The 26,946-nt window shown below is 60.1% G+C and carries 21 protein-coding genes; 12 read left to right on the forward strand and 9 right to left on the reverse strand.

Annotated features, from left to right (window positions below):
* Nucleotides 1-8 precede the first annotated feature (8 nt).
* The 3 genes from adeC to G3M63_RS05035 are packed head-to-tail and all read right to left on the reverse strand — an operon-like array spanning nt 9 to nt 5,719.
* Nucleotides 9-1,421: an AdeC/AdeK/OprM family multidrug efflux complex outer membrane factor gene (adeC, locus tag G3M63_RS05025; protein WP_163982056.1), complete on the reverse strand. Its 1,413-nt coding sequence runs from the start codon at nt 1,419-1,421 to the stop codon at nt 9-11.
* The gene (locus tag G3M63_RS05030; protein WP_163982057.1) at nt 1,418-4,570 is read right to left on the reverse strand and encodes an efflux RND transporter permease subunit; all 3,153 of its coding nucleotides are present in this window, start codon (nt 4,568-4,570) and stop codon (nt 1,418-1,420) included. Before G3M63_RS05030 ends, adeC begins: the two co-directional genes overlap by 4 nt.
* Nucleotides 4,571-4,576: 6 nt before the next feature.
* Nucleotides 4,577-5,719, reverse strand: coding sequence for an efflux RND transporter periplasmic adaptor subunit (locus G3M63_RS05035; protein ID WP_163982058.1), 1,143 nt, complete (start codon nt 5,717-5,719; stop codon nt 4,577-4,579).
* A 186-nt stretch (nt 5,720-5,905) separates the two neighbouring features.
* Between G3M63_RS05035 and G3M63_RS05040 the strand changes: the two genes are divergently transcribed.
* The 3 genes from G3M63_RS05040 to G3M63_RS05050 are packed head-to-tail and all read left to right on the forward strand — an operon-like array spanning nt 5,906 to nt 10,012.
* Entirely contained in the window at nt 5,906-6,541 is a 636-nt protein-coding gene (locus G3M63_RS05040; RefSeq protein ID WP_150300030.1) for a TetR family transcriptional regulator, read from the forward strand.
* Nucleotides 6,541-8,109 (forward strand): phospholipase D family protein, encoded by a 1,569-nt coding sequence (locus G3M63_RS05045; protein WP_163982059.1) that lies wholly within the window; start codon nt 6,541-6,543, stop codon nt 8,107-8,109. The genes G3M63_RS05040 and G3M63_RS05045 overlap by 1 nt, the downstream gene beginning before the upstream one ends.
* A gap of 28 nt (nt 8,110-8,137) precedes the next feature.
* Nucleotides 8,138-10,012 (forward strand): glycosyl hydrolase family 79 C-terminal domain-containing protein, encoded by a 1,875-nt coding sequence (locus G3M63_RS05050; protein ID WP_163982060.1) that lies wholly within the window; start codon nt 8,138-8,140, stop codon nt 10,010-10,012.
* Nucleotides 10,013-10,104: 92 nt separating this feature from the next.
* Here G3M63_RS05050 and G3M63_RS05055 read toward each other — a convergent pair whose 3' ends face one another.
* From G3M63_RS05055 to G3M63_RS05065, 3 genes are all read right to left on the reverse strand, one after another.
* Nucleotides 10,105-10,278: a hypothetical protein gene (locus G3M63_RS05055; protein ID WP_163982061.1), complete on the reverse strand. Its 174-nt coding sequence runs from the start codon at nt 10,276-10,278 to the stop codon at nt 10,105-10,107.
* A gap of 242 nt (nt 10,279-10,520) precedes the next feature.
* Nucleotides 10,521-11,549, reverse strand: a complete 1,029-nt coding sequence (locus G3M63_RS05060) for an AraC family transcriptional regulator (protein ID WP_163982062.1) — start codon at nt 11,547-11,549, stop codon at nt 10,521-10,523.
* On the reverse strand, nt 11,546-12,466 hold the full coding sequence (locus tag G3M63_RS05065) for a GGDEF domain-containing protein (protein WP_163984185.1): 921 nt from the start codon (nt 12,464-12,466) through the stop codon (nt 11,546-11,548). The genes G3M63_RS05060 and G3M63_RS05065 overlap by 4 nt, the downstream gene beginning before the upstream one ends.
* A 363-nt stretch (nt 12,467-12,829) precedes the next feature.
* On the opposite strand from G3M63_RS05065, the gene G3M63_RS05070 reads away from it, so the two are divergent.
* From G3M63_RS05070 to G3M63_RS05105, 9 genes are all read left to right on the forward strand, one after another.
* A complete protein-coding gene (locus G3M63_RS05070; protein ID WP_163982063.1) occupies nt 12,830-15,355 on the forward strand; it encodes a TonB-dependent receptor in 2,526 nt (841 codons plus the stop codon).
* 64 nt (nt 15,356-15,419) lie between these two features.
* Nucleotides 15,420-17,384, forward strand: a complete 1,965-nt coding sequence (locus G3M63_RS05075; protein WP_371923529.1) for a phytase — start codon at nt 15,420-15,422, stop codon at nt 17,382-17,384.
* 32 nt (nt 17,385-17,416) lie between these two features.
* Nucleotides 17,417-18,082 carry a protein TolQ gene (tolQ, locus tag G3M63_RS05080; RefSeq protein WP_150300083.1) on the forward strand — a complete coding sequence of 222 codons (666 nt, stop codon included), beginning with the start codon at nt 17,417-17,419 and terminating at the stop codon, nt 18,080-18,082.
* A gap of 3 nt (nt 18,083-18,085) precedes the next feature.
* Complete coding sequence (tolR, locus tag G3M63_RS05085) at nt 18,086-18,526, forward strand: protein TolR (RefSeq protein WP_150300036.1); 441 nt, start codon at nt 18,086-18,088, stop codon at nt 18,524-18,526.
* A 3-nt stretch (nt 18,527-18,529) separates the two neighbouring features.
* The gene (locus tag G3M63_RS05090) at nt 18,530-19,345 is read left to right on the forward strand and encodes an energy transducer TonB (RefSeq protein ID WP_163982065.1); all 816 of its coding nucleotides are present in this window, start codon (nt 18,530-18,532) and stop codon (nt 19,343-19,345) included.
* Between the two features lie 10 nt (nt 19,346-19,355).
* The gene (locus G3M63_RS05095) at nt 19,356-21,341 is read left to right on the forward strand and encodes a PhoX family phosphatase (protein WP_163982066.1); all 1,986 of its coding nucleotides are present in this window, start codon (nt 19,356-19,358) and stop codon (nt 21,339-21,341) included.
* A gap of 180 nt (nt 21,342-21,521) precedes the next feature.
* Nucleotides 21,522-21,896 carry a hypothetical protein gene (locus G3M63_RS19445; protein ID WP_218573656.1) on the forward strand — a complete coding sequence of 125 codons (375 nt, stop codon included), beginning with the start codon at nt 21,522-21,524 and terminating at the stop codon, nt 21,894-21,896.
* Nucleotides 21,860-22,399 (forward strand): hypothetical protein, encoded by a 540-nt coding sequence (locus G3M63_RS19450; RefSeq protein WP_218573657.1) that lies wholly within the window; start codon nt 21,860-21,862, stop codon nt 22,397-22,399. Before G3M63_RS19445 ends, G3M63_RS19450 begins: the two co-directional genes overlap by 37 nt.
* A gap of 200 nt (nt 22,400-22,599) precedes the next feature.
* Entirely contained in the window at nt 22,600-22,803 is a 204-nt protein-coding gene (locus tag G3M63_RS05105; RefSeq protein ID WP_150300040.1) for a hypothetical protein, read from the forward strand.
* Nucleotides 22,804-22,913: 110 nt separating this feature from the next.
* On the opposite strand, the gene G3M63_RS05110 is transcribed toward G3M63_RS05105, so the two are convergent.
* The 3 genes from G3M63_RS05110 to G3M63_RS05120 all read right to left on the reverse strand — a co-directional run bounded on the left by G3M63_RS05110 (nt 22,914) and on the right by G3M63_RS05120 (nt 26,696).
* Nucleotides 22,914-23,297 (reverse strand): response regulator, encoded by a 384-nt coding sequence (locus tag G3M63_RS05110; RefSeq protein WP_150300041.1) that lies wholly within the window; start codon nt 23,295-23,297, stop codon nt 22,914-22,916.
* Nucleotides 23,298-24,767, reverse strand: coding sequence for an ATPase domain-containing protein (locus G3M63_RS05115; protein WP_150300042.1), 1,470 nt, complete (start codon nt 24,765-24,767; stop codon nt 23,298-23,300).
* A gap of 192 nt (nt 24,768-24,959) precedes the next feature.
* Entirely contained in the window at nt 24,960-26,696 is a 1,737-nt protein-coding gene (locus tag G3M63_RS05120; protein ID WP_163984186.1) for a S8/S53 family peptidase, read from the reverse strand.
* Between the last annotated feature and the right edge of the window lie 250 nt (nt 26,697-26,946).

A 26,946-nucleotide genomic window follows, 5' to 3' on the forward strand; every position in this document is an offset into this window, starting at 1 on the left:
GGGTCACCTCATTGCGTGGCTGAAACCTCAGCCTGCCAACCACCACCCAACGCCTTGAACAGCTCGACCTCACTGACCAGCTGGCCCAGACGATCACCGATCAGCTGCTGCTGTGCGGTGAACAACTGACGCTGGGCATCAAGCAGGGTGAGGTAGCTATCCACACCGGTACGGTAACGACGTTCGGCAATCTGGAAGTAGCTTTCGCTGGCTTCCACCAGATCACTTTGAGCCTCTACCTGCTGCACATAGGTATCGCGTGCAGCGAGGCCATCCGATACATCACGGAAGGCTTCCTGAATGGAGCGCTCATACTCCGCTACGCGGGCGTCGCGAATGATCTCTGCATACTCAAGGTTCGCACGCAGACGGCCGGCGTTGAAGATCGGCAGGCTGATGCTTGGCGAGAAGCTCCAGTAATCCGAACCGCTTTCGAACAGCCCGTCCAGATCACTGCTGGCGCTACCCGCCGCACCGGTCAGGCTGATGCTCGGAAAGAAGGCTGCCCGTGCCGCGCCAATATTGGCGTTGGCACCGCGCAGGCGACGCTCAGCTTCGACGATATCCGGGCGGTTGACCAACAGCTCCGACGGCAAGCCCACCGGCAAATCCGTGAGATAGCTGCGTTGCAGGTCGATGGGGTCAACGCCCGCGAAGGGGATGCGCTGGCCGAGTAACTGGGCCAGTGCGTTACGATCCTGAGCCACCAGGCGGGTATAACGCGCGAGACTGCTACGTGCTGTTTCCACGGCGGTGCGGGCCTGGGTCAGTTCCAGCGATGACGCTACACCGACATCGAAGCTGCGCTGGGTCAGCGACAGGCTTTCGTCGTAGGTTTCCAGGGTGCCTCGGGTTATCTCCAGCAGCGCCTGGTCCGCCTGCCAGGTCAAATAAGTATTCGCCACGGCGGCGATAAGACTTATCTGGACGCTGCGTTGGGCCGCTTCGGTGGCCAGATATTCTTCCAGGGCCTGCTCTTGCAGGCTACCCAAGCGGCCGAACAGATCAAGCTCCCAACCAATGCCCAGGGCCGCGCTGTACTGGCTGCTGATGCCCGCTTCGCCCCCTGGGTTCAGGCTCGCCGGCGTACGGCTGCGGTTGCCGCCGCCGTCAGCGCTGATCGAGGGAAACAGATCCGAACGCTGGATGCGGTACAGCGCGCGCGTCGCATCGACGTTCAGCGCGGCAATACGCAGATCGCGGTTGTTTTCCAGGGCTATGCCAATCAACTCACGTAGCGCAGGATCCTGGAAAAACTGACCCCAACCCAGATCGGCGGTGTGTTCGTTGGTGCTTGCCGAGTAGGCGTCGCCCTGAGGCCAGGTGTTTGCTACCGGGGACTCGGGCCGCTGAAAATCAGGAATCATCGAGCAGCCGCTGAGCGTGACTGCCAGCGATACGCTTAATAAAGTTCTTTTCACTGTGCAGGTTCCTCGGTGGTAACAGCTTCGCTGTCGGGTTCGTCCTGCTTCCGGCGGCTGAATACCGAGGACACCATAACGAAGAACAGCGGCACCCAGAATATGACCAGAACGGTTGCGGTAAGCATGCCGCCGATGACACCGGTACCGATCGCATGCGAGCTGCCGGCGCCGGCACCGCTGGCCAATGCCAAGGGGACCACGCCGAGGGTGAATGCCATCGAGGTCATGATGATCGGTCGCAGACGCATCCGGCAGGCCTCAACCGCCGCATCGACCAGGCTCATGCCTTGCTCATGCAGGTCCTTGGCGAATTCGACGATCAGAATGGCGTTCTTCGCCGTCAGCCCGACCGTGGTAAGCAGCCCGACCTGAAAGAACACGTCATTGGACAGGCCGCGACCCAGGGTCGCCAGCAATGCACCGATCACGCCCAGTGGCACTACCAGCAATACGACCAGCGGGATCGACCAGCTCTCATATAGCGCGGCAAGACACAGGAAGACCACCAGCAAGGACAACGCGTACAGCATGGGTGCCTGATCGCCGGAGAGCCGCTCTTCGAAGGACAGGCCTGTCCAGGCAACGCCTACGCCGGGGGGCAATTGACTGGCCAGCTCTTCGACCGCTGCCATGGCATCACCGGTGCTGTAGCCGGGAGCTGCCTCGCCCATGATTTCGATGGACGCAACGCCGTTGTAGCGTGCCAGTTTTGGTGAACCGTAGATCCATTCGCCGGTGGCGAAGGCGCTGAACGGCACCATCTCGCCCTGGCTGTTGCGCACGAACCATTTGTCCAGATCCTCCGGATTCATGCGTGCTTCGGCTTCGCCCTGGACGTAAACCCGTTTGACTCGGCCACGGTCGATGAAGTCATTGATGTAGCTGGAACCCCAGGCGACCGACTGGGTAGCGTTAACATCACTTAGCGATACGCCCAGTGCGCGCGCCTGTTCGTCGTCCACAATCAGCTGGTACTGCGGTTCGTCGTCCAGGCCGTTGGGCCGCACGGCGGTGAGCACCGGATGTTCTGCAGCCATCCCGAGGAACTGGTTGCGTGCTTGCATCAAGGTCTCATGCCCAACACCGGCATTGTCCTGCAGGAAGAAATTGAAACCCGTCGCGTTGCCCAGCGCCATAACGGCAGGCGGAGCAAAAGCAAACACCTTGGCATCCCGGTAAGTGTTGAATTCCTGCTGCGCGCGCTCAGCCAGGGCGAAGACGCTCTGCTCCGGCTCTGGGCGCTCATCCCAGGGCTTGAGACCGACGAAGGCGATGGCGGAGTTCTGGCCTCGTCCGGCGAAACTGAACCCGGTTACGGTAAACACAGATTCGACGATGTCGCCTTCTTCCGTGAGCAGGTGGTTACGCATCCGGTCCACGGTCGCCTGGGTACGCTCGGCGGTCGACCCGGCCGGCGTTTGCACCTGGGCGAAGAGGACGCCCTGATCCTCGTCCGGCAGGAACGCTGAAGGCAGGCGGGTGAACAGTAGCGCCATGATGCCCACTATCACCACGTACAGCAGGAGATAAGGGGCCTTGCGACGCAGTATCGAGGACACGCCCCGCTCGTATCGATTCACGCCGCGATTGAAGGTGCGGTTGAACCAGCCAAAGAATCCGCGCTTCTCTTGATGCGAGCCCTTCGGGATGGGCTTGAGCATGGTGGCGCAGAGCGCAGGCGTAAAGATCAGCGCAACCAGTACTGATAGGGTCATGGCTGACGCGATGGTGATCGCGAACTGGCGATAGATCACCCCGGTGGAGCCACCGAAGAAAGCCATGGGCACAAATACCGCGGACAACACCAGGCCGATACCGACCAGTGCGCCCTGAATCTGGGTCATGGATTTACGGGTCGCCTCGACCGGTGGCAGACCTTCTTCTTCCATGACCCGTTCGACGTTTTCCACCACGACGATCGCGTCATCCACCAGCAGGCCGATGGCAAGCACCATGGCGAACATGGTCAGGATGTTCACGCTGAAGCCAAAGGCCGCCAGCACACCGAATGTACCCAGCAGTACCACCGGTACAGCCAGGGTCGGAATCAGCGTGGCGCGGAAGTTCTGCAGGAACAGATACATGACCAGGAACACCAGCACGATCGCCTCGAACAGCGTATGCACCACGCCTTCGATCGACGCCGACACCACCGGCGCTGTTTCAAACGGATAGACCACATCCATGCCCGGCGGGAAGAACGGCTGGAGTTCTGCGATCGTCTCCTTGACCGCGTTGGCGGTGTCCAGCGCGTTGGCGCCGGTGGCCAGGTTGACCGCGATGCCCGTGGCAGGCATGCCGTTGTAGAGCGCAGTAATGGCTGCGCTTTGCGAACCCATTTCAACCCGTGCGACATCCTCCAGGCGGACCTGCGAGCCGTCACTGTTGACCTTCAGCAGAATGTTGCGGAATTCCTCGGGGGTCTGCAGCCGCGTTTTGCCGATAATGGTCGCGTTCAGCTGCTGGCCAGGCACCGCCGGCAAGCCGCCAAACTGGCCGGACGAAATCTGCACGTTCTGCGCTCGAATAGCGGCGCTGACGTCCGATGGCATGAGCTCGAAGTTGTTCAGCTTGGCGGGGTCCAGCCAGATGCGCATGGAGTAGGGCGCGCCAAACACCTGGAAGTCACCTACACCATCGGTACGTGAGATCGGGTCCTGAATGTTGGACACGACATAGTCGGAAAGATCGTCCCGCGTCAGGCTGCCATCAGTCGAGACGACACCCACTACCATCAGGAAGTTGCTGCTCGATTTGGTAACACGGATACCCTGTTGCTGTACTTCCTGCGGCAGCAGCGGCGTTGCCAGTTGCAGCTTGTTCTGTACCTGAACCTGGGCAATATCGGGATCGGTGCCCTGGTTGAAGGTCACGTTGATCTGCATGCTGCCGTCGGAGTTGCTCTGCGAACTGATGTAGCGCAGTCCGTCGATCCCGTTCATCTGCTGTTCGATCACCTGGACGACCGTGTCCTGCACGGTCTGCGCCGAGGCGCCAGGATAGCTGACGGAAATCCGCACGGCGGGCGGTGCGATGCTTGGATACTGGTTGACCGGCAAGCTGAGAACAGACAGCCCCCCAGCCAGCATGATCACCAGGGCGATAACCCAGGCAAAAATGGGTCGGTCGATAAAGAAATGTGGCATGGATGATTAACCTTCCTGACCGGGTTGCGGTGCCGGCTGGTCAACGTTACCAGCAGGAACGGCCTTGACCTCGGCACCGGGGCGGATGAACTGGAAGCCTTCTGTAATCAGGCGATCACCTGCATTGAGGCCTTCGCTCACCAACCAGAGGTTGCCGACGGTACGGTCTACCTGGATATTGCGCAGCTCGACTATATTCTCGTCGTTGACGACCAGAGCCGTGGCAGCACCTGTCGGGGTGCGGGTTACGCCCTGCTGTGGTGCAAGAATGGCTTCACTGCGGGTGCCGGATATCAATTCTGCATGAACGAACATGCCGGGGAGCAGGATCTTGTCGGGGTTGGGGAATACGGCGCGCAGGGTTACCGAGCCAGTGCCCGCGTCGACTGACACCTCGGAAAATTCAAGGGTGCCGTCATGCTCGTAAACCGTGCCATCTTCCAGCGTCAGGTTGACCTTGGCGGCGTTGTCACCAGCGCGCTCCAGCCGGCCCGCCGCCAGGTCGCGGCGCAGACGCAACAGCTCCCGCGCTGGCTGGGTAACGTCGACATAAATCGGGTCCAGCTGCTGAATAGTCGCCATGGCGGCCGCCTGGCCATTGTTTACCAGGGCGCCCTCGCTCACAGCGGAACGGCCTATCCGTCCTGAAATGGGGGCAAGCACCTTGGTATAGCGCAGATCGATACGGGCGCGCTCCAACGCGGCCTCGGCCTGCATGTTTGAGGCGCGGGCTTCGTCATAGGCCTGCCGGCTCACTGCATTTTCCTTGACCAGCACATCGTAGCGGTCGGCCAGCGACTTGGTTGATGCTTGGGCCGCTTTGGCGCTTTCCAGTGCGGCTTCGTAGATAGCCGGGTCGATCTGATAGAGCTGGTCGCCAGCCTTCACATCGCTGCCTTCCTTGAACAGACGCTTCTGGATAATGCCGTTTACCTGGGGCCTGACCTCAGCTACCCGATAAGCCGCAGTGCGGCCGGGCAACTCGGTTGTCAGGGTGAAAGGCTCGGCTTCGAGCGTCACAATGCCGACCTCAGGCGTCGCCTGCTCGGCAGCGGAGGGAGCAGTCTCTTCTTCGTTTCCGCAGGCGCTTAACAACGCGGCGATGAGCAGGACCGGAAGCAGAGCTGCGCGGGCTGGCTTGGCTGGCATGAATGAACCCCATGGATAATTGCACAAAATGATTAAACCGGCCCAAAAGGGCACTGGTCGGTAATGGGCGACAATATACTTACATTCGCGTATGTTTGTAAGCGTTTTTAGCTTCGTTAACATTATTGATCCTCGTTGCCCCTGCAATAAAAGGGCCGAAGATCCTGCACCAAGCGAGATCGCCACATGGCTCGACGCACAAAAGAGGAAGCACAGGAAACCCGTAGCCAGATCATCCAGGCGGCGGAATTATGCTTTCATAAAAAGGGCATATCGCGCACTTCGCTGGCCGAGATAGCGGCGGCTGCCGGTGTGACGCGTGGCGCGATTTACTGGCACTTCGAAGATAAAACCGAACTGCTGGCTGCGCTGCTGGAAACGGCTCACATGCCGTTGCAACCACTCGGCGAAGCTAGCCGAAACGAGGGCGAACCCGATCCCCTTGGACGGCTGCGGGAGTTGTTGGTGACGATATTCCAGCGTGTAGCGCTTGATCCTGGAATCCGACGTATCAATGAGATCATTTTTCACAAGTGTGAATATACCGACGAAATGTGCGGCTTGCGTCAGCGCATTCGGGATTTCCGCAGCTTGTGTGATCAAAATACCGAAAGCGCAGTGCGCCTCGCCATGGCCAAGGGGCAGTTGCCGGCCAATCTGGATGCTGCACTTGCCAGCCGCTGCGTGCATAGTTTTATCAGTGGGACCATTGATCAATGGCTAATGAACCCGGAGGGTCTCGATCTGCCGGACAAAGCTCCAATATTGGTCGACGGAGTGCTCGACATGCTCAGGTTGAGTCCGGCGCTGCGTTTGAGCTGATGGCATATCCAAGCTGGCGGAGGTTGGGGAATGTTGCCAGCGTGCTGCTGGTGATCTGCAGTGCTGGCCTACTCGCCGGATGTTCCTTGCCAACCCTCGAAGGGCGTAGCGTCTCTTCTGTCCTATTGGCAGCAGATGCCCGCGAAACGCGCCTGGGACAGGCGATTGCTCCTCGCGTCGACGCGCATCCTGGTAAAAGTGGTATTTATCCGCTGGCGGACCCCTACGATGCATTTGCTGCGCGCATGCTTCTCGCGCAGGCAGCAGAGCGCACACTGGATGTGCAGTATTACATCTGGCATGACGACAACAGTGGCAGATTTTTGCTCGACGCCTTGCATGACGCGGCGGAGCGTGGGGTTCGGGTGCGCCTGTTGCTTGACGATAACGGTACGGCGGGCCTGGATACCGAGTTGGCTGCATTGGATTCGCATCCGCAGATCGAAGTACGTCTGTTCAATCCTTTCGCGGTTAGAAGTCTTAAGTGGATTGGCTTTCTGACAAATTTTTCACGCGCCAATCGGCGCATGCATAACAAGTCCTTTACCGCCGATGCGCAGGCGACCATTGTCGGTGGGCGCAATATCGGGGATGAGTATTTCGGCGCAGCGGAAGGCGTGCTATTCGCAGATCTGGATGTGCTGGCAGTGGGACCGATAGTCGGGGACGTTGGCACCGATTTCGATCGTTACTGGGCCAGTGAATCGGCTTATCCGGTGGAAGGTATCCTGCCCGCGGTGGGGAACCATCAGCTGGAAAAGTTGACTGAAGGGTCGCTACAACCGCAAGCAGGTTCAATGGGTGCGGTGTATCTGCAAGCCGTACGGCAATCGGAATTCATGTCCCAGCTGCTCGATGGTGCACTAGAGCTGGGGTGGGCGAAGACCCGCATGGTCAGCGACGATCCGGCCAAGGGACAAGGCGCGTTAGAAGGTGAAGGCCTGCTGACGCATCAGTTGGGCGAGATACTGGATGACCCGGTTACTGAAGTCGTGCTGGTTTCCCCCTATTTCGTACCCACCGCTTCAGGTGTTGACGCTTTTGCTGATCTGGTAGCCCGGGGCGTAAGCGTTCGGGTCCTGACCAATTCCCTGAATGCGACTGACGTCACCGCCGTGCATGCAGGCTATGCCAAGCGCCGCAAGGATTTGCTCAACGCCGGAATAGAGCTGTTTGAAATGCGCCGGATGTCGCCGCAAGCGGAACGTAACGAAAGCGTTGGGCCCTTCGGCAGTTCTGCTTCCAGTTTGCATGCGAAAACTTTTTCAGTAGACCGTGATCGTATATTCGTTGGATCGTTCAATTTTGATCCGCGTTCGGCAAACCTGAATACTGAGCTAGGCTTTGTCATTGATAGCCCAACGATGGCCAGGCAGATAAGCCGCGCCTTCGATACCAGTATTCCCGCCAATGCCTATGTCGTTCAGCTGGACGATGATGGCCAACTCGTCTGGATAGAACAGCGGGGGGATCAGCTGCGGCGCTATGACAGCGAACCGCACACCGGGTTATTAAGGCGCGTTGGCGTGTTGATACTCTCCATACTGCCGATCGAGTGGTTATTGTGATTTTTATATTCCCAAGGGGTTAAGGACTATGGACGAGACTGGCACACGGGACTTGCTGCGCGGCCAGGCAACAGTTGGCGCATCTCGCCAGACAGGCTCAACACTGCAGATAGCCATGTCGGCCTGCTGTGCAATGTTGCTGGCCGGATGCGCCGCCAGCGGGCCGGATGCCCCGGCTGAAACGGTCGGCGCCATTCAGCAGTTCACCGCATCGCCAACATCCATTACCGCAGGTCAGACGACCGAGCTCGCCTGGGAGCTTGGCAATGTTCAGTCTGTGAAGCTGGGTGAACTGACCGCTACCCCCGAATCCTCTGCGATCGTTGCGCCAGCGCAGACCACGACTTATACCTTGTCTGCCATTAACGCGCAGGGCGAGCCCGTTGAATATGAAGTGACCGTCAACGTCGACGAAGGCCCCAGCGTACTGGCGAATGTCTCGATTGATCCTGAACAGACCGGGCCACGTATTCCCGAGGGATTCCTCGGCTTGTCCCATGAATGGGGGCAGGCGCAGATGATGATGGGCGACCCGGCAATCGGGACCAACCCCATCTATCGTCAATTGCTGACCAACCTGATCGAGCGCAGCGGCAGTCCGTTATCGCTGCGTATCGGCGGCAGCAGTACCGACCGTACTGGCGAACCGGCGCCGAACACCGTCACCCCCATGGCGCAGCTTGCGCGCGACCTGAATGCTGCCGGGGAGGACGTATCCTTTTTCATGGGGCTCAACATGGGTGCCGGTGTGCCCGGGCTGGCAGCGCTGCAGGCGCGAACCTATGTGCAGGAGATGCCGGTCGGCTCGATCGAGGCACTCGAGCTGGGCAACCAGCCTGATTTGTTCGTACACAACGACCATCGCGATAGTGGCTATGATTTTGAAGATTACATGGGCGAGTTCCGCTTCTTTGCCCGCCAGATCATGAGCAACATTCCCGGCGGCCCGCCCTTGATGGGCCCATCGATGGCCGGATTCGCCGGTAGCGCGCCATTTCCCCTCGTTGAAGCGTCGGATTTCGGTACGCCGTTGGAACTCGAACGGCTGCTCACCCAAGAGCATCAGACCATCGGCATCGTCAGTCAGCACGCCTATAACGGCGGCAGCTCCGCCTGCGGTGGCGATCCCCAGCCGGGGTTCCTGTTGCAGCCTGATGCTGTCACTGACAACCGCGAGGCCGCCGAGCCTTTCATCAAGGTCGCTACCAAGATGGCCAAGCCGTACCGCCTGACCGAGATGAACTCGATCACCTGCGCGGGCGAGCCGGGCGTCAGCGACGCCTTCGAAGCTACGTTGTGGGCCGCAGACGCCCTGTTTGAATACGCCTATGCAGGCATCAACGGGGTCAATGTGCACAGCAATACTTGGAACACCACGCATAGCTGGGATCTGTATGGCGCGTTTCTGTTTGATGTTCCCGAGGCGCAATATCAGGCATCCGACACCGAGGCTCAGCCGCCTGCTGATGCGCGATTCCCGACCGGTTACGCGCTGAGAAAAGTGCTGCCTGTATATTACGGCATGTTGTTTTTCGCCGAAGTGGCAAGCAACCAGGCAGAAATGTTGCCGATCTCGCTGGCCAGTGATGTAAACGTAAAGGCCTGGGCTACCCGCGATCCTGACACCAACCGGATCTCACTCGCGCTGATCAACAAGGACCCAGCCGCGTCAGGTCCAGTGCGGGTAACCATCCCCGGTTACGCCATCGGCGAAGTGAAGCGCCTGCTGGCGCCGTCCTTCGAAGCACAGCAGGGCATCACCCTCGGCGGGCAAACCTTTGACGGCAGCCCCGACGGCCACCCGGTGGGCACTGAGTATCGAGAGCTGATCGAAGCACAGGACGGTACGTTTACTGTCGCTGTAGGCCCTGCCAGTGCGGTGCTGCTGACCCTGAATAGATAACGGTCGCATAACCTGTGCCCGAGTGGGCGTCTGCTGCTATGTGATAGTACGGTTACATTTGACTGATGAGTCCCGTTGCCGGCGGGACTGTTTCAGAGAGCCACCGCGTTACTCACGTGATAAAACACCAGCGCCAGCATGCACAGCGTACCCATCCACAGCAGCGCAATACCGGCCGGTTTCTCTCTCAGGCTGAAGCCAATGCCGATCAGAATGAACCCCAGCATGAAAATGGCGAACGTCGGCCAGAAAAACAGAATATCCATTAAACGTACTTCCTGACGCGCTACCCATCGAGCCGATTGGCTGGACAGGGCGCTATTGATCGTTGAAATATCAGCCGATATGAACGGGCCACGAACTCGAAGTATGAAGCAAGCGCAACGATAGCGACAGGGTACCGAGGTTGGCTGATCTAGGGCTGCCGGCCGCTCGGCCTATAGCACCCTTCTGTTTGTAGCTCGTCCAGATCTGTCGCCAGCACTCCGTTGGATTCCGCGTATTTCGGTTATGCCCTGCTCAACCAATCCTTCAGCTCACCCGGTAATAGCCCAGTCCACCGACGTAGCGAGCGGCGAAAATTGGCCCGGTCATTGAAATTGAGATAGTCAGCGACCTCTTCGCTTGAATACCCACGGCTCAGGTACAGCTCCAGGGCGACACTGGAGCGAGCGTGGTCAAGCTGCTGCTGAAAATGCGTGCCATGCTTCTGCAGCTTACGTTTCAAGGTTGCCGAGCTCATGTCGAAGGCCTCGGCCACGCTTTCCAGGCGCAGTGGCTGGCGAACCTGCGCTACGAAGTAATCATGCAGAGCATCCAGCAGACTCCGTGATGCCGGTAGCGCCGCCACCACAGTCAGGCCCTCGCGTTCGGCGACTAGCCCGGCGGTGGCCGAAGCGCTGCTCCAGGGCTGAATCAGATGGGCTCGTGGCAGGCACATCTGATTCAGCGGGCTGTTAAAGCGCAGTTGCTCACCAAGATGCACCCAGTACTGCTCGATATAGCGCGGCTGTGCATGGGCCAGGTGGAAGGTCCAGGGCAGACGCTGGCCGGACAGCCACTGGCTCATGCCGGTCACCGCGGCCATCCCTGCCTCGATCAGAAATAGGTGCTGCTTGCCGGCTCCGAAACTGTCGCCCCAATCCAGCCAGAGATGATGCTCGTCGACTCGAAGGCGCAGGCGCAGTAACGGCCATAGCAGCGGTTGCAGGCGTACCAGCCGCTCCAGTGCCTCATGCAGATTGGTTGCGTGGCGCAGGGCGTGGCTGGCCGCTCCGTAATGCCCAGGTAACCACTGTTCTCCGAGCAGGAAGCTGGTGTCGTCGGCCTGCATTTGCTGCTGTAGGTTGGCGATCAGCTGTAAAAACTGCAGCGGGCTGATCAGTCGATTGCCGGCAAGAATATCGTCATGGAAGAGCCCGGTGCCCTGCATCAGCCGATGCACATTCACGCCCCGGCCCAGCGCCAGGTCGATAAGACTGGCGGGCTGATAGTGTGCCGGGATGAACCGCGTGTCGCACTCCAGCCAGCTGCTCAACCTGTCTGCCGTCCGCAGTGCATGGTCAGGCTCTGTTTGGCCCGGGCCATGGTGATGTTCAATCGCTGCAGCAGCGCTTCCGAGCCCTCCTCGCGAGCCATCAGCGCCACAACAGTGGCGGTCAGATCCATTCGCTCGCCGTGACGGCTGCTCTTGTAGGCCAGGCTGCGCACGGCCTGGCTCAGTTCGGTGGCCAGCACCTGCGCCTGTTGTTCTCCAGTTTGCGGCAGGACTATCACGAAGCGGTCGCCGGCCAGCCGGCAGAGCAGGTCATGCTGGCGCAGATTGAGCAGCATCAGTTGCGTCAGCACCTGCAACAAACGGTCCCCCTCGGCGTGGCCGTAGCCACGGTTAACCCGGGAAAAGCCGTCCATATCCAGCATGATCAATGACAACGGCTGCTGCTCTTCTGCGGCCTCGCCAAGCGCCAGCTGTAACTGCGTGCGCAGGTAGTTGGCGTCGCCCAGCGGGGTGAGTTTGTCGAAATGCCGATGCTCACGAAAGACCCGCTCGCGGTTGCGCATTTGTTCGTTGATTGCCAGTTGTTCACGGTGCCAGTGGAAAATGCCCATGGTCAGCAAGACAAAGCTGATGGGCATCGGGCCTGACTCCAGCCAGCCGTCCCAGGTTATTGCGTCGGGCAGGGCAACGAATTCATCCACGCTATCCATGAACAGGCTGAAGAACAGGCACGCCAGGCCCAGGAACAACAGGTTGGTTACGTGGCCTGCCGGTCGGCTCTTCAACAGCAGACAGGTCCACAACAGCAGGAGCAGCGCCGAGCCACCTTCGCCGGCAATATCCAGCCAATCCCACGCCAAGACAGGCTTTATCTCCCCCACCAGTAGATGCAGGATCAGGCCCGCATTGGCTGCGACCAGCAGTGCAGTGAGCTTGACGCGGTGAGTTGCAAACATGGATTTCACGGTGATCTCCCTTCCTTGGGCGCCAGCTAACCAGCTGAATATGACAATCCGGTGGCAGGGAGGGGAGTCATATCAGCTCAGGGTAGTGGGATGCTGGCAGCGTATTGCGCACTACCCGGCGCCGCGATGGTCATTGCGCCTTGGGTAAACCGGGAGCTGTGCAGCGCTGGTCTTGGCGGTTCCGCTCCGCCGCCAAGGTCGAATCAGCTCAAACCCTGACGTTTATCCCCAAGATCGGCTCTGTTTGCCACTATTCGCCCCGCAACCGTCACATAACTGACATCTGCCCCCCCTAACGTGCAGCTCCAGGACGGCCCGGCTGCGGTCGCATTCTTTTCCAGGGGAGGACCAACCATGTCTGTGCAAAACGTTACGACTCGCAGTACCGGATTTCGCCTCAGCGCGCTGGCGTTGGCCATCGCTGTAAGCGCACCGCTGGTTGCCCAGGAGCGGCAGCCGGAGGTGGTTGAAGTCATTGGCCAGGCGGCTCAGCTGGAACAGGCACTGGACGACCAGCGCCGCGCCAACACTATAAAGAGCGTAGTGCATGCTGACGGCATCGGCCAGCTGCCGGACGACAATGCGGCCGAGGCGCTGCAGCGCATTCCCGGCCTGTCAGTGGAACGAGACCAGGGTGAAGGTCGCTTCGTGCGGGTGCGGGGATTGAGCTCGGACCTTAACAGCGTGACCATTAACGGCACGCTGGTGCCGGCACCTGAGGATGACCGCCGCGCGGTAGCCATGGACGTGCTGCCCAGCGAACTGATCCAGTCGCTGTCGGTGGTCAAGACACTGACCCCGGACATGGACGCCAACTCGCTGGGTGGCACCATTGAAGTCGAAAGCCTCTCGGCCTTCGACCATGACGGGCTGTTCTACAGCCTCAGTGCTGAAGGCAGTCACGACGAGAACACCGGCGAGAATAGTCCCAAACTGTCGGGCGCCTTCAGCAACCGCTTCAGCATTGGTGATGGGGTCGATAACTTCGGCGTCGCCGCTGCGCTGAGCTGGCAGGAACGCGAATTTGGTTCAGACAACGTCGAAACCGGCGGCGCCTGGGATTTCGATGACGGTGACCGGCTCGAAGAACTGGAGCAACGCCGCTACGACATCACCCGTGAGCGCACCGGCCTGGGCCTGAACCTGGATTACCGCCCCGATGAAAACAGCGAGATCTGGTTTCGCAGCCTCTATAGCCGCTTTAAAGACGATGAAGTGCGCCAGGGGATGGTGACCGAGTTTGCCGACCCGCAATTGGCTGGTGAGCTGGGGGATGCTGAAGTCAGCCGCGAACTCAAGGCGCGCACGGATACCCAGGAAGTCGAAAGCTTTGTATTTGGCGGCAAGCGCCAACTGGGCGACTGGGGCGTCAGCGCCCAAGCCGGCTACAGCAAGGCCGGAGAAGAGAACCCCGGCGGCATTGCCAATGCTGCCTTCGCAGGGAATGACGAGTTCAGTGATATCGGCTTCGGCGGTAGGCGCAAACCGCGGCTACAAGCCGGGCAGGACATCCATGATCCGAACAACTTCACGCTGGACGAAGTGGAGTGGGAGAAGACCCGCACGACCGATACCGAGCGGAACATCAAGCTCGACCTGACCCGCGACTTCTATCTGAGCGGCCTGCCCTCGCAGCTCGCCTTCGGCGGCAAGCTCAGCCGCCGGGAGAAGGATAATGATCTGGAAGTCTGGATCTACGAGGGCTTCGACGAGCAGGGCTTCAGCGATGAACAGCTGAACCTGTCCAGCTTTAGCCGCGGCACTACCGACTACGGACTGGGTCGCTTTGGACCGCAGATCTCCGACCGCGCAGTCAAGAACCTGATCAGTGGCCTCGCTCGGGCTGACTTCTACGATGACGAGGAGTCGCGCATCAACGACTTTACCATCGAAGAGGACATCAACGCCGCCTATCTGATGAATACGCTGGATATCGACAACCTGCGCATTATCGCTGGTTTGCGCTATGAGGGTACGGAGCTGACCGCACGCGGCACCGGTCTGGACCAGGGTGAGTTTGTCGCCAACGACACCAGCAACACCTACGACCACTGGCTGCCGGGTCTGCATGCCATCTACCAGCTCAACGACAAAACCCAGGTCCGCGCCGCCTGGACCAACAGTGTCGTGCGCCCGACCTTTGGTCAGCTATTCCCCGGCTTCGTGCTGGATGACGATGAGGCCGAGTTCGGTAATCCCGACCTCAACCCCATGGAGTCGGCCAACTTCGACCTGGGTATTGAGCACTACCTGGGCCGCGCCGGAGCTGTGTCTGCCTTTGTGTTCTACAAGGACATCGAAAACTTCGTCTACACCGCCGATATTGCTGGCACCGGGGAATACACCGGATTCCGCGAGGCCATTACCTCGGTAAATGGCGACAGCGCCAAGGTCTACGGGCTGGAGCTGGCTTACTCGCAGAAGTTCGACTGGTTGTCCGCACCCTGGAACGGCCTGTTGGTGAATGCCAACACCACCTTCACTAGTTCGGACGCGGATATCGAACAGTTTGACCAGGATCTCGGCGCCATGCGCGGCCGCAGCATCAGCCTGCCCGGCCAATCCGATGTCACCGGCAATCTGACGCTGGGCTGGGAGAACGACCGCACCAGCCTGCGGCTGTCGGCCAACTACAAGTCCGACTACCTGTATGAGGTGGGTGATGTGCTGGATGCACGCTACGACGCCGAAGTCGATGACCAGATGTTCCTGGACTTCAGCGCCAGCTACTTCCTGCGCGACAACCTGCAAGTGTTCTTCGAGGCGCAGAACCTTACTGACGAGTCCTATTACGTTTACACCGGCTCGCCTCGCTATAACAGCCAGTACGAGGAATACGGCCCCAGCTACAAGATTGGCCTGACCCTTACCCACTTCTGAATCGGCGCCAGCGCCGGCCTGCATCATGCTGGCGCTGCCCCATCCTCACAGCACGGGATTGCATATGTACCAAGGATTTCATTTGAAGCCCCTCGCAGCGCTGGCCCTGTCCAGTCTGCTGGTGGGCTGCTCCGCAGCTACCGGCGACAGTAGCGATGCGGCGCCTACTCACATCGCTGTAGACCAAGCTGGCATGGCACTCGAACACTGGGCACCCGGCAACGCTGCCCGCGCCGAGTCCTGGCATCTGTTTGCGACCGAGGGGGGCCTACCCGCCAACCGGCTTGCAGCCGACGCCGATGGCATCTCGCTGTTGGACGCCAGCGGCGAGCGCCTGGCGCAGCACCCCGGCAACTTCACCACCCTGGATGTCCGCCACCAGAACAATCAGCTGCTGATCGCCACCACGGAGGCCGCCAGCCAGCAGCCAAACCTGCTGCAAACCGATGCCGGCAGCCTGGTCGTGCAGCGCCAGCTGGTGTTGCCCAGCAGTGACTACCGCATCGAGAACCTGTGCCTGTACCAGGATGAGTCGCAGAATCTGCACCTGTTCATCGTGGGTGAAGAAGGCATGGGCGATCAGTGGCTGGTCGGCAGCGTCAACGGCTTGCTGGGTTCTGCCGCCCATGTGCGTAGCCTGCGTCTGCCGCCGAAAAGCGAGCATTGCGCGGTGGATGACCAGCAGCACCTGCTGTATGTCAGCGAGGAGAGCGTCGGCATCTGGGCCTATGGTGCCCACCCCGAGGCCGAACTGAGCCGCCAGCCGGTGGATATGGTTGCGCCCTTCGGCGGCCTTCAGGACATGGTCGCCGGTCTGGCGGTGATACCCGGTGGACTGCTGGCGCTGGACCCGGACGCCCGCCAGCTGCATAGCTATCAATTGAGTGACGACGGCTGGAATAGCCTGGCACCGATTGCGCTGCAAGGTGTGATCGAGCCGGAGCGACTGACTGCGCGCGTTCAGGACGGCCAGGCTCAACTGCTGATGGTCGACGGTGATGACGGCAGGTTCTACCAGAGCGTTATTGACTCGCCCTTGGCAGCCCGGCCCGCCGAAACTCCGGTGCCGGTACTGCTGCCCAGCGTGCAGACCGACCCCATCCCCAGTGTCGGCGACGCTGCCGATGATCCGGCCATCTGGTTGCATCCGAGCAATCCTGGCGCCTCACGGGTACTGGGTACCGACAAGCGCAACGGCCTGGCAGTGTACGACCTGGACGGCAAGCAATTGCAGTATCTGTCGGTTGGTCGCCTGAATAATGTCGATGTGCGCGGCGGTTTCCAGCTGGGTGAACAGCGTGTTGACCTGGCAGTGGCCAGCAACCGCGATCACAACAGCCTGCATCTGTTTGCCATCGATCCCGAGCAGGGCGAATTGCGCGACCTGGGTCAGATTGCGACGCCATTGCAGGAAATCTACGGCCTGTGCATGGGCCAGGGTCCGAACGGCACGCTGTATGCCATTCCCAACGACAAGGATGGGCGCTTCCTGCAATACCGCCTGGATGGCCGCAGCGGCGAGATCAGCGGCGAACTGGTCCGCGAATTTGCCGTGGCCAGCCAGCCGGAGGGCTGCGTGATGGACGATCAGCGCCAGCGCCTGTTCGTTGGCGAGGAGGGCGCAGCGGTATGGGCCCTGGATGCAGGGGAGGATGCCTCCACCGAAATGACCCGAGTGATCGGCGTCGACGCGCCGATCAAGGCCGACATCGAAGGCCTGGCCCTCTATCAGCATCCCGAGCATCCCTATCTGGTGATCTCCAGCCAGGGTAACGACAGCTATGTGGTGCTGGATGCCGAGCCGCCCTTTGCGCTGCGTGGCAGCTTCCGCCTGGGTCTCAACAGCCAGCTGGGTATCGACGGCGTATCCGAGACGGACGGCCTGGAAGTGACCTCGGCCAACCTCGGTGGCCAATGGAGCCAGGGCATGCTGGTGGTGCAGGACGGCCGCAAACGCATGCCGGAAACCAACCAGAACTACAAATACGTGCCGTGGCAGGACATCGCCGCCGCACTGCAACTGGACTGAGGGAAATACCTATGCCAACTACCGGTCACAGCATGACACCTTGGGCCCTGATCACTGATGCCAGCCTGCTGGTACAGCTGGTCATGCTGATTCTGGTCCTCGCCTCGCTCGCTTCCTGGTATCTCATCGTTCAGCGCAGCGGCCTGATGGGCACGGCGCGCCGCTCGCTGGCGCGGTTCGAGAGCAGCTTCTGGACCAAGGGGACCGATCTGGGCCAGCTGTACCGTGCCCAGGAAACAGAGAGTCCCGGCGTGGAGGGGATCTTCCATGTCGGCTACCGCGAATTTGCCCAGCTCAGCCACCAGGAAACCGAACCGGAAGCGGTAATGGAGGGCGTGCAGCGAGCCATGCGCATCGCCATCGCACGGGAGGAGGAACGACTGGAAAAACATCTGCCGTTCCTCGCCACGGTCGGTTCGGTCAGCCCCTATATCGGTCTGTTCGGCACCGTGTGGGGCATCATGAATGCCTTTATCGGCCTGTCGCAGACTGAGCAGGCGACGTTGGCCACGGTCGCACCGGGCATTGCCGAAGCACTGATCGCCACGGCCATAGGCCTGTTTGCAGCGATTCCGGCGGTGATTGCCTACAACCGCTTCGCCGCCTGCAGCGAAGGTCTGATCAACCGCTACTACACCTTCGCTGAGGAGTTCTCTACCATCCTGCATCGCCGGATGCACAACCGGAAGGGGAGCTGAGCCATGCGCCCGGTTCGTAAAAAGGCGCGGCTCAACTCGGATATGAACGTGGTGCCCTATATCGACGTCATGCTGGTGTTGCTGGTGATCTTCATGGTCACCGCACCCATGCTGACCCAGGGCATTCAGCTCGAACTGCCGAAGGTTGCCAGTGAGGCGCTGCCCAGCGACGACCCGCTGAACATAGTCACCCTGTCGATTGATGAGCAAGGCCACTACCATTGGAATGAAGACGATACGGTCAACACTGAGGAATACACCGACAGCAGCGAGTCCCTGGACGAAATGCGCCAACGCATCAGCGCGCTGGTCGTCGCTCGGCCGGACACCCAGGTGTTCATCCGCGCCGATCAGCATGCCGACTATGGCCTGGTGGTAGAGGGCATGGCCGCCCTGCAGCAGGGTGGTGTTAGTCGATTGGGCCTGATAACCGAGGCGCCCTGAAGCATGAATGAGCCGATACACACCACCCCTTCACGCCCGTCTCGCCGGGGGGAGCGCTGGCTGGTTCCGGCGCTGGGCACAAGTCTGCTGCATGCCGCTGCGTTGCTGATGCTGTGGAACAGCTGGTCACCGCAGGCCCCAGCCAGCGCCGCGCAACCGGTCATGGTCACACAATTGATCACCATGCCCAGTCCGGCACCCGAGCCGCCTGCCCCGTTGCCAGAACAGCTACCCGAACCGGAGCCCGAGCCAGTCGTCGCCGAAGCACCCGCCCCCGAGCCGCAGATAGACCAAGCCGAGATTGCTCGCAAGCGGCTAGAAAAACAGCAGCGTGAGCGGGAGGAACAACAGCGTCTGGCTGAACAACGCCGTGAACAGGAGCGGGAAGAGAAAAAAAGGGAAGAGCAGGCCCGCCGCGAACAACAGGAGCGTGAGCTGGCCGAGCAACGCGCCCGTGAAGAGCAGCAGCGCCTCGCCGCCCAGGCCGAAGCCAATGCCCTGGCAGAAGCCGAAGCAGCCCGCCGCGCTGCTGAAGCGGCGGAGATCGCCCAGTACCAGCCGATCAGCAAGAAGCCGCCAGCCTATCCGCGTCGCGCGCTCGACCAGGCACTGGAAGGGGATTGCACCGTGTCCTACACGGTTACCCGTTCGGGCCGGGTCAGCGACCCCGAGGTGGTGGAGGGCGCCTGCGATGATCCAATGTTTATTCGCCCTTCGCTGGCCGCAGCCAAATCCTTCCGCTATCAGCCACGCATCATCAATGGCCAGGCGGTTGCCGTACCCAATGTACGCAACACCTTTCGCTATCGCATTCAATGACGGACAGAACATGAGACAGGGACATCAGCACTATCACGCCGACCTGCAGGCGGTTGACGATCGCCGGCTTAACCCGAGCGAGGCTGCGGATCTGCATACCATCATCAGCCGCAGCCGGCGGCAGGTGCTCAAGGGCGGACTGGCGCTAGCTGCCTTTGGGCTGTTTGGCGGTAGCCTGCTGGGTTGCCAGCGCAGCGCCGGTGTGCAGCTGGCCGGCCCGCTGCTGGGCTTTACCGGCGCCGCCGCGCAGACCTCGCCGGCGTTCGATCAGATTCTGGTGGCCGAGGGTTACAGCGCGCGGCCTTTCTTCAGCTGGGGCGATGCGGTGCTGGATGCTGCACCCGAATGGCTGGACGACGCCTCCCAGGATTGGCAGGCGCAATTGCTACAAGCGGGCGATAACCACGACGGCATGCACTTCTTCCCCTTCGAGGATGCGCCCAACGACCATGGTTTGCTGGTGATCAATCATGAATACATCAACCCCACCCTGCATACCCATGGCCTGACTTTCACTGAGCTGGATAATGGCCGCAGGCAGCGCCCGCTCGACCAGGTGCGCAAGGAGCAGGCCGCCCATGGTGTCAGCGTGCTGGAAATCCACCGCGCCGCCGACGGCCAATGGCAGCGGGTGCTCGGCTCGCGCCTGCACCGTCGTATTAGCGCCATGACGCCTATGGCCATCAGCGGCCCGCTGGCTGGCGATCTGCGTATGCGCACCGCCTGTGACCCCAGCGGTACGCAGATATTAGGCACGCTGAATAACTGCTCCATGGGCGTTACGCCCTGGGGCACCTACCTGACCTGCGAAGAGAACTTTCATAACTACTTCGTTAACCGCGACGCCGCAGACCATGCCGCCCGCCCAACCCATCAGCGCTACGGCATCGGCCAGGGCCAGAGCAGTGCCTACTACGCCTGGGAGTCGGTGGATCCGCGCTTCGATGCGACACCGGATCCAGCGCAGGACTATCTAGGCCATGTGAACGAGCCAAACCGCTTCGGCTGGGTAGTGGAAATCGACCCCTTCGATCCCGACAGTACACCGATCAAGCGCACTGCCATGGGCCGGTTGGGGCGGGAATGCTCGGTCGTCTCGCTGGGCGAAGACGGACGCATGGCGATCTATTCCGGGGATGATGCCCGCGGTGAGTACGTGTGGAAATTCGTACCCGATGGCCGCCACGATGCGGCCAATCCCAAAGCCAGTCGCCAGCTTCTCGATAGCGGCACTCTGTATGCCGCGCGCTTTGATGCAAACGGGCAGGGCCAGTGGCTGCCGCTGCTGTGGGGCTCGAACGGACTGACGCCTGACAATGGTTTTGCCGACCAACAGGCGGTGCTGCTGAACGCACGGGGCGCTGCTGACGTATTGGGCGCCACGCCCATGGATCGCCCGGAATGGGTCGCGGTGCATCCGGAGAGCCGTGAGGTCTACGTCACCTTGACCAACAACAGCGAGCGGGGCGAACGCTTTCCACTCGACGCCGCTAACCCCCGTTCAGATAACCAGCACGGACAGATACTGCGCTGGCGGGAAGCCAATGCCGACCCCGCCGCCACGCATTTCGAGTGGGATGTGTTTCTGCTCGCTGGCGACCGGCCCGGCGCAACGGACGCTGACGGCCAGCCGCTACCGGATAATCTGATCGGCAATATTAACGGCGACATCTTTTCTTCCCCCGACGGCCTTGCCTTCGATGGCGCAGGGCGGCTGTGGATCCAGACCGATTCCGATGAAGAGGCGGCGCACACGGTCAACACTGGATGCAATCAACTGCTCTGCGCCGACCCACAGACCCGGGAAGTGCGCCGCTTCCTGGTCGGTCCGCGGGGGGCCGAAATCACCGGCATCACCTGGACACCTGACTACCGCACCCTATGGGTCAACGTCCAGCATCCCGATATCAGCTATCCCGCCAGCGACGGCCACAGCCGTCCCCGGTCCACCACCGTTGTCATTACCCATGACCAGGGCAAGGTGATCGGCAGCTGAAATCCGGCGCTGTACCCGGCACCGAATAGTCGAGTCCGATCGCGGCCCGTGGTGCTCGATCCCCCCAGGAACGCTGAACGCCCAAGGGACCCGCGGGGCAACTCCTGGGAACGTCGAGCACCAGCTCGATGAACGGCCTCAAAACCACACGCTTGATTATCCACTTGATAAGGAACCACCATGAAACTCCGCACCCTGATTCCCGCCTGCGTGCTGCTCGCCAGCAGCGCATTAGCCCCGGCGCAGGCCAGCGCCGCTGAACCGATACTGCGCTTCGCCATTCTTGGCGACGCCGAACCCAAGCCCAAGGCTGAATTCCCCGGCCTCGCTGCCGCGGTCGGCCACGTCAATCACCTCAGCGATACCCTTGATCTGGACTTCGTGATCGGCGTCGGTGACATAGCCCACAAAGGCACCGAGCTGCAGTACGAAGCCGTCACCCCGGTCCTGCAACGCCTGACCTGCCGTTCTACCCGATCATGGGCAATGAAGAGCATGGCTCCACCGTCGAACGTTATATGGGATACGCCCAGCGTTGGAATGAAGGCAAGGTAGAGATCGAGGGTCCAAGCTACGTGATGGAATTCGAACAACTGGCGCTGGTCATGGCGTCACCGGATGAAGGTCGAGACTTCAACGATGAGGGCGTGGCCTGGGTCAAACAGCAGATCCAGAAGTTGCATCCCAAGCCGGTATTGTTAGTGGCCCACGGCGCCCCCGCCGGCACCTTCCCGGAAAACCAAGACAAGGGCATCCACCACCCCGGCTTCGCCGAGATCAGCGCCCAGCCCAACCTGATCGCCATGATTTCAGGCGATTTGCACATGGATATGGACCGCACCGACCACTCCAAACAGCTCGATGGCGTGCACCACCTGCATATCCCCGCGCTGGAACGCACCAAGATTCCGAACGAAGACCACCACGTGCCGATGTTCCGGTTGCTGACGGTGATGGATGATGACCAGGTGATAGTCGATACTTACCAGGTTGGCCTGGACGGACCGCTGGAGCGGCATGATTATCGGTTTGAGCTGAGCCGCACATTGCAAGAGTGACCGTCGCGTCAATGCAATCGCCGCTTCGTACGCAGCTGAGCGTGTTGTGGAATGCCCTACACCTGACGCGTCGTATAACGAAGCGCATCAGTGGCTTGGTGGTTTTCGTTGAAAAGCACTGGCACGGTTAATGCTTGGATATATAGTGGCGAACTGATATCGCCAATATTACGTCTTCATCCAGATCCAGGGAATCAAGCATGACCAGAGCCAGGGCCGAGCGCCGGCAGGACCCCAAGATGCGTGCCTATGTTGACCAGATGATCGCTTCGGGCGCGGTCATACTGGGTCGTAAACCGCTCAAGATTATCCATCACGGCAAACTTCATACGTTGAGTAACGGCGTGCTCATCAGCGAAGGCCTGAATTTCTGGCCGATTGATGCCGTCGTTATAGAAGTCTGAGAACCGGGTTGTAAAAGAGAAGGTTGATATTTGACGCTGAGTTGATGTCAAGCAACAGCAGATTAGCCCGATCGGGAAAAGGCATTTTGCAGTACTGAGCCCGGGGTGCCTCAGGCCTGGAGCAATCGCTTGATAACGCTGAGCAGCTCGTCAAGGTCGGCAGGCTTCTGCAAATAGGCATCGGCGATTTCGTGAGGGTCGATGCCGGCGGGTAACGCAGCACTCATGATCAGAATCGGAATGCCCGCATATTTCGGCTCAGCGCGCACCGCCTCGATCAGCTCCGCTCCAGTCAGGTAGGGCATCATGAAGTCAGTGATAATGAGGTCGGGTAGCTCTTCTGCCAGACGACTCAGCGCATCGCGCCCATGGTCGGCACTGATTACCCGATACCCTTCTTCCTCCAGCAATATCGCTAGCGTGAAAAGGATGCTGGGTTCGTCATCAACGAGCAGAATGCATGGGGTGTTTTCGGTGAGCTGAGAGTGGCTCATCTATTTGTCGCCTTGGATCCGGCGTGGATGCCCATGCTCGGTATGGACGTCGTCGATTCGCCGGAACCGCTCGTCAATAACGACACCCTCCTCAGTAATGAAGAATTCGCGAATGGCCGGATCAAAGGCATTGGAACGTACTTTCACCACGGAGATCGAGCGCCGGGTCGAGCTGTCGAGTTCAAGGTAGCGCAGCAACAGGATGTTCTGAGCTGCCGCCGAAATAGACCCGAACTTCAAGCGAATTTCTCCGCCCATCAGCTCCTCGGTTTCCATGGTCCAGGCCACGGTAACGCCTTCCGTATGGAGAACGTTGGTTAATGCGGCCAGATAGCGTCCGATCCGATCGGGGTATGCCACAGACTGTTGGAACGCATTGATGCCGTCGACAAAAAGGCGTTTGACGTTGCGCCGACGTACGGCCTCCAGCAATCGATAGCCGAGTTCATCAAGCGTATTTTCGGTAGCCGGTTGCCAGACCACCTCAACAATACCGTCGCGGATCAGGGCCTCGAGTTCAATACCGAGGGACTGCGCCTTGTCGATCAGGTCATCTTTGCTTTCATAGAAGCTGAAGATCAATCCCGGCTCGTGCGGTGCGGACTGCGCGATGAATTGCAGCCCGAGCGTTGTTTTACCGATTCCGGACGGACCTACAAGTAGCGTGGCAGATCCTGTTCGAACGCCGCCGCCCATCATCCGGTCCAGGCTGGGGATACCCGTTGAAAGATTCGTTCTGTCGGTTACCGGCCCGCGCACGCGCCCCAGGCTGCTTTCGAGTCGAGGAAACACACGTATCCCTTCGTCGGAAATGCTTGCCATGTGGTTGCCTGAAATAAAGCCGCTCCCCCGGAACTTGTGCACCTGAAAATAACGGTGGCTGTGGTAGTCAATCTGCTGCCTGCCGAGTTCGAACCAGCCATCGACCATGGTGTATTCGGGGCTATGCGGCCCGCGCGCACTGTTGGTCAACAACAGGATGGTGGTGTCGGTGAGGTTGGCAAAGGTCGAGAGGTTATTGACGAATTTGCGAAAGTCGCTCTCCGTGTGGACGCTCTCTTCCAGCACGAACAGCCCATCGAGGACGATCAGCGACGCGCTGCGGGCTTTGCGTTCGCGACTCAGGAGTCGAAGTATTCCGTCGAGCCCTTCCTGTTCCAGCACGCTGAATGCGCTTTCATAGTAGACCGACGCTGGCACCTGATCTTCATCGAAGTAGCTCAACCCGCTCAGGTGTTCAACCATGCGGTCGTGGGACTCGGCAAGTAAGGTCACATACAGAGAATGCTCGCCGAGAGTCGCCCGATGAAAGCACACCTGGTTCGCCAGGATCGTCTTGCCTGCGCCAGGGGAGCCCTGAACGATATAGACGGCAGCGGGGATCATGCCTCCACGCAAAACAGTGTCCAGGCCTATTACACCAGTGGTGAAACGGGGGCGAGGGGATTTGCGAGGGGCTGATTCGCTCATGGGGTGTTCCTGAAGGCAAAAATAGTGGCGTAAAGTGCTGGCCGAAGGAGCTATGTGCCCGGATTTTCGAGTGGATGAACCCGCGATAGGTTCAAAGCGTCTGTCGCGTACACGGGACAGGTCTCGACAATACCAGTTGGAAAGCCCGAAATGCTTCACGGGTTCCAGATCTGCTCGGCCGTTCGTTCAAATTCACCGCACACTATCCAGACTCTGCACCGCAAGATCCAGTGCTTTATACATATCCAGCCTGGCCGAGTGGCCTACCTCAGGATTGTTCAAATCATTGCCACGCTCGGAGGGCAGAATCGGCGCGGTCAGGTCGTCAGCTTCCATCGGTTCGAAATCGTGTTCTTCACCGATCGTCATGGCGCTGCGCCGCAGCAACATGCGTAACTGATCCGGCTCAAGATCGGGGTTGATGGACAGCATGGCCGCTAGCAACCCGGCGACCAATGGCGTGGCGTAGGACGTACCACAGTGCTCGGCGCCTTTTTTGTGTGGTGTTGGAGTAGAGCCCTGGACGCAGGCTGCAGCGGTAATATCGACCCGCATATCGATGTTTGAGGCCTTGCGGCGAGTGGCGTACTGCGGGTCCGCTACGTTGACATCCTCGTCACTGCGCAGGTGACCGCCCACTACAAACAGCTGGTCGGTAATAAAGGACGAGGGGAGCCGATACTCATCGCGCCCGGAAAAGGATGATCCATTACCCGCTGAATTCACCACCACGACATCAGGGTGCTCGCTGCGCAGCCACAGGAAGAATTCTTCGAGCAGTTCTTCATAGCCGCTCATGGCAATTCCGGAGCGGACCAGTGAATCAATCGGGTCACCGTTAACGTCAATCGCGCCTACACGATGAATGCCCCAGCTCCAGTTCAGAACACGCGCACCGTCCTGCACCAGATTGACCGACGCAGCGATATTGGCAGTGATTCCCGCATCCGACCCACGATCAACGATCACATCAAAGCCCGGCCCGACCTTGTCCAGTGCGCTCAGAAAGCCGCTGTTTCCGCCATCGTCCCACCCGGCTGCAAGAACGCCGGCCACCGTAGTGCCGTGGCCATCGGCTTTGCCTGCATCGGGGGCATATACGCAGGTGCGGGTTGTGTTCTTGCGGCAATCGCCGGAGTAACCGGCAAAGTCCGGGGTATCGAAATCCACATCCCGCTCGATCACACCCAGGCGGACCGGGTGAGTCTTGATCCTGCCATCGCGCGCCTTCAGCCGACGCTGATAGAAGTTCACTGCATCCATGAACCGATTGGATGCCCACTCCTCATTTTCCTTCGCAGAAGCGGTATCCGTGTCGCGCTCAATACTTTTCTCCGCCCCGGACTCTTCGATCACAACCGCGTCCACGCTCACCTCGTTCCCAAGGCGCAGCACCATAGCGTCACGCTCATCCAGATTGCTGGCCGGTAACCGAAGCTGATAGGTGTTCAGCGGCGGGATTGCGCCGACTACCTCGGCGTCGTATTTATCTGCCAGTCGGCGCGCCTCTTCAGCCCCGTCGTGCTGTTCCTCGATAATCACGCTGACCAGATCCAGATAGGTGGTCAGCCCATCGGAATTTTCAGCGACTTCATCTTCACCAGCTGCCAGCACATAGCTTGAACCGAGACTCAGCCATACCGGGTTGCTGGCCTCACCGTTCTGCTCCAGCCACAGCGGACCGCTTTCAACATCATCCGCGTTCAGCTGAAACCGAATCAGCTCGTCGGCACCGCTGCGCTGCTCGATCCGCGCACCGTTCAGCCTGGCCTGCCAGTCACCCGAGCTTAAACCGCTGGCCTGCAGGCAGAACGTCGGCTGCTGAGTGTCCAGCACATCCCCGCAGCGCTGCAGCTGGGTAATACGCAGCGGCTCGGCCGCAACAACGGAAGCGGCAAACAAACACGCCGCAGCCAGGAAAACCGGAATATGGGACTTGGTACGCTTCACTATCACGCTCTCTGGCAATACTGCTGGCGACCCAACGCCGCCGCTTGCCTTTGTATGACCTGGAAAAGGGGGGAGGTTTCGTTTTTTGGGAGGGAATGGCCTTTTAGCTAAGGAATAGCGGGATATAGCGCTTTCCCCTGACCATGGGCTGCTGAACGTAGCGGAGTAGAGCTAGCTGCCGGAGGAGCCCCGTTCCCATGAAAGCACGTCGCTGGACAATATCTCGACC

It is taken from the genome of Pseudomonas sp. OIL-1, assembly GCF_010669185.1.
Lineage (GTDB): Bacteria > Pseudomonadota > Gammaproteobacteria > Pseudomonadales > Pseudomonadaceae > Halopseudomonas > Halopseudomonas profundi.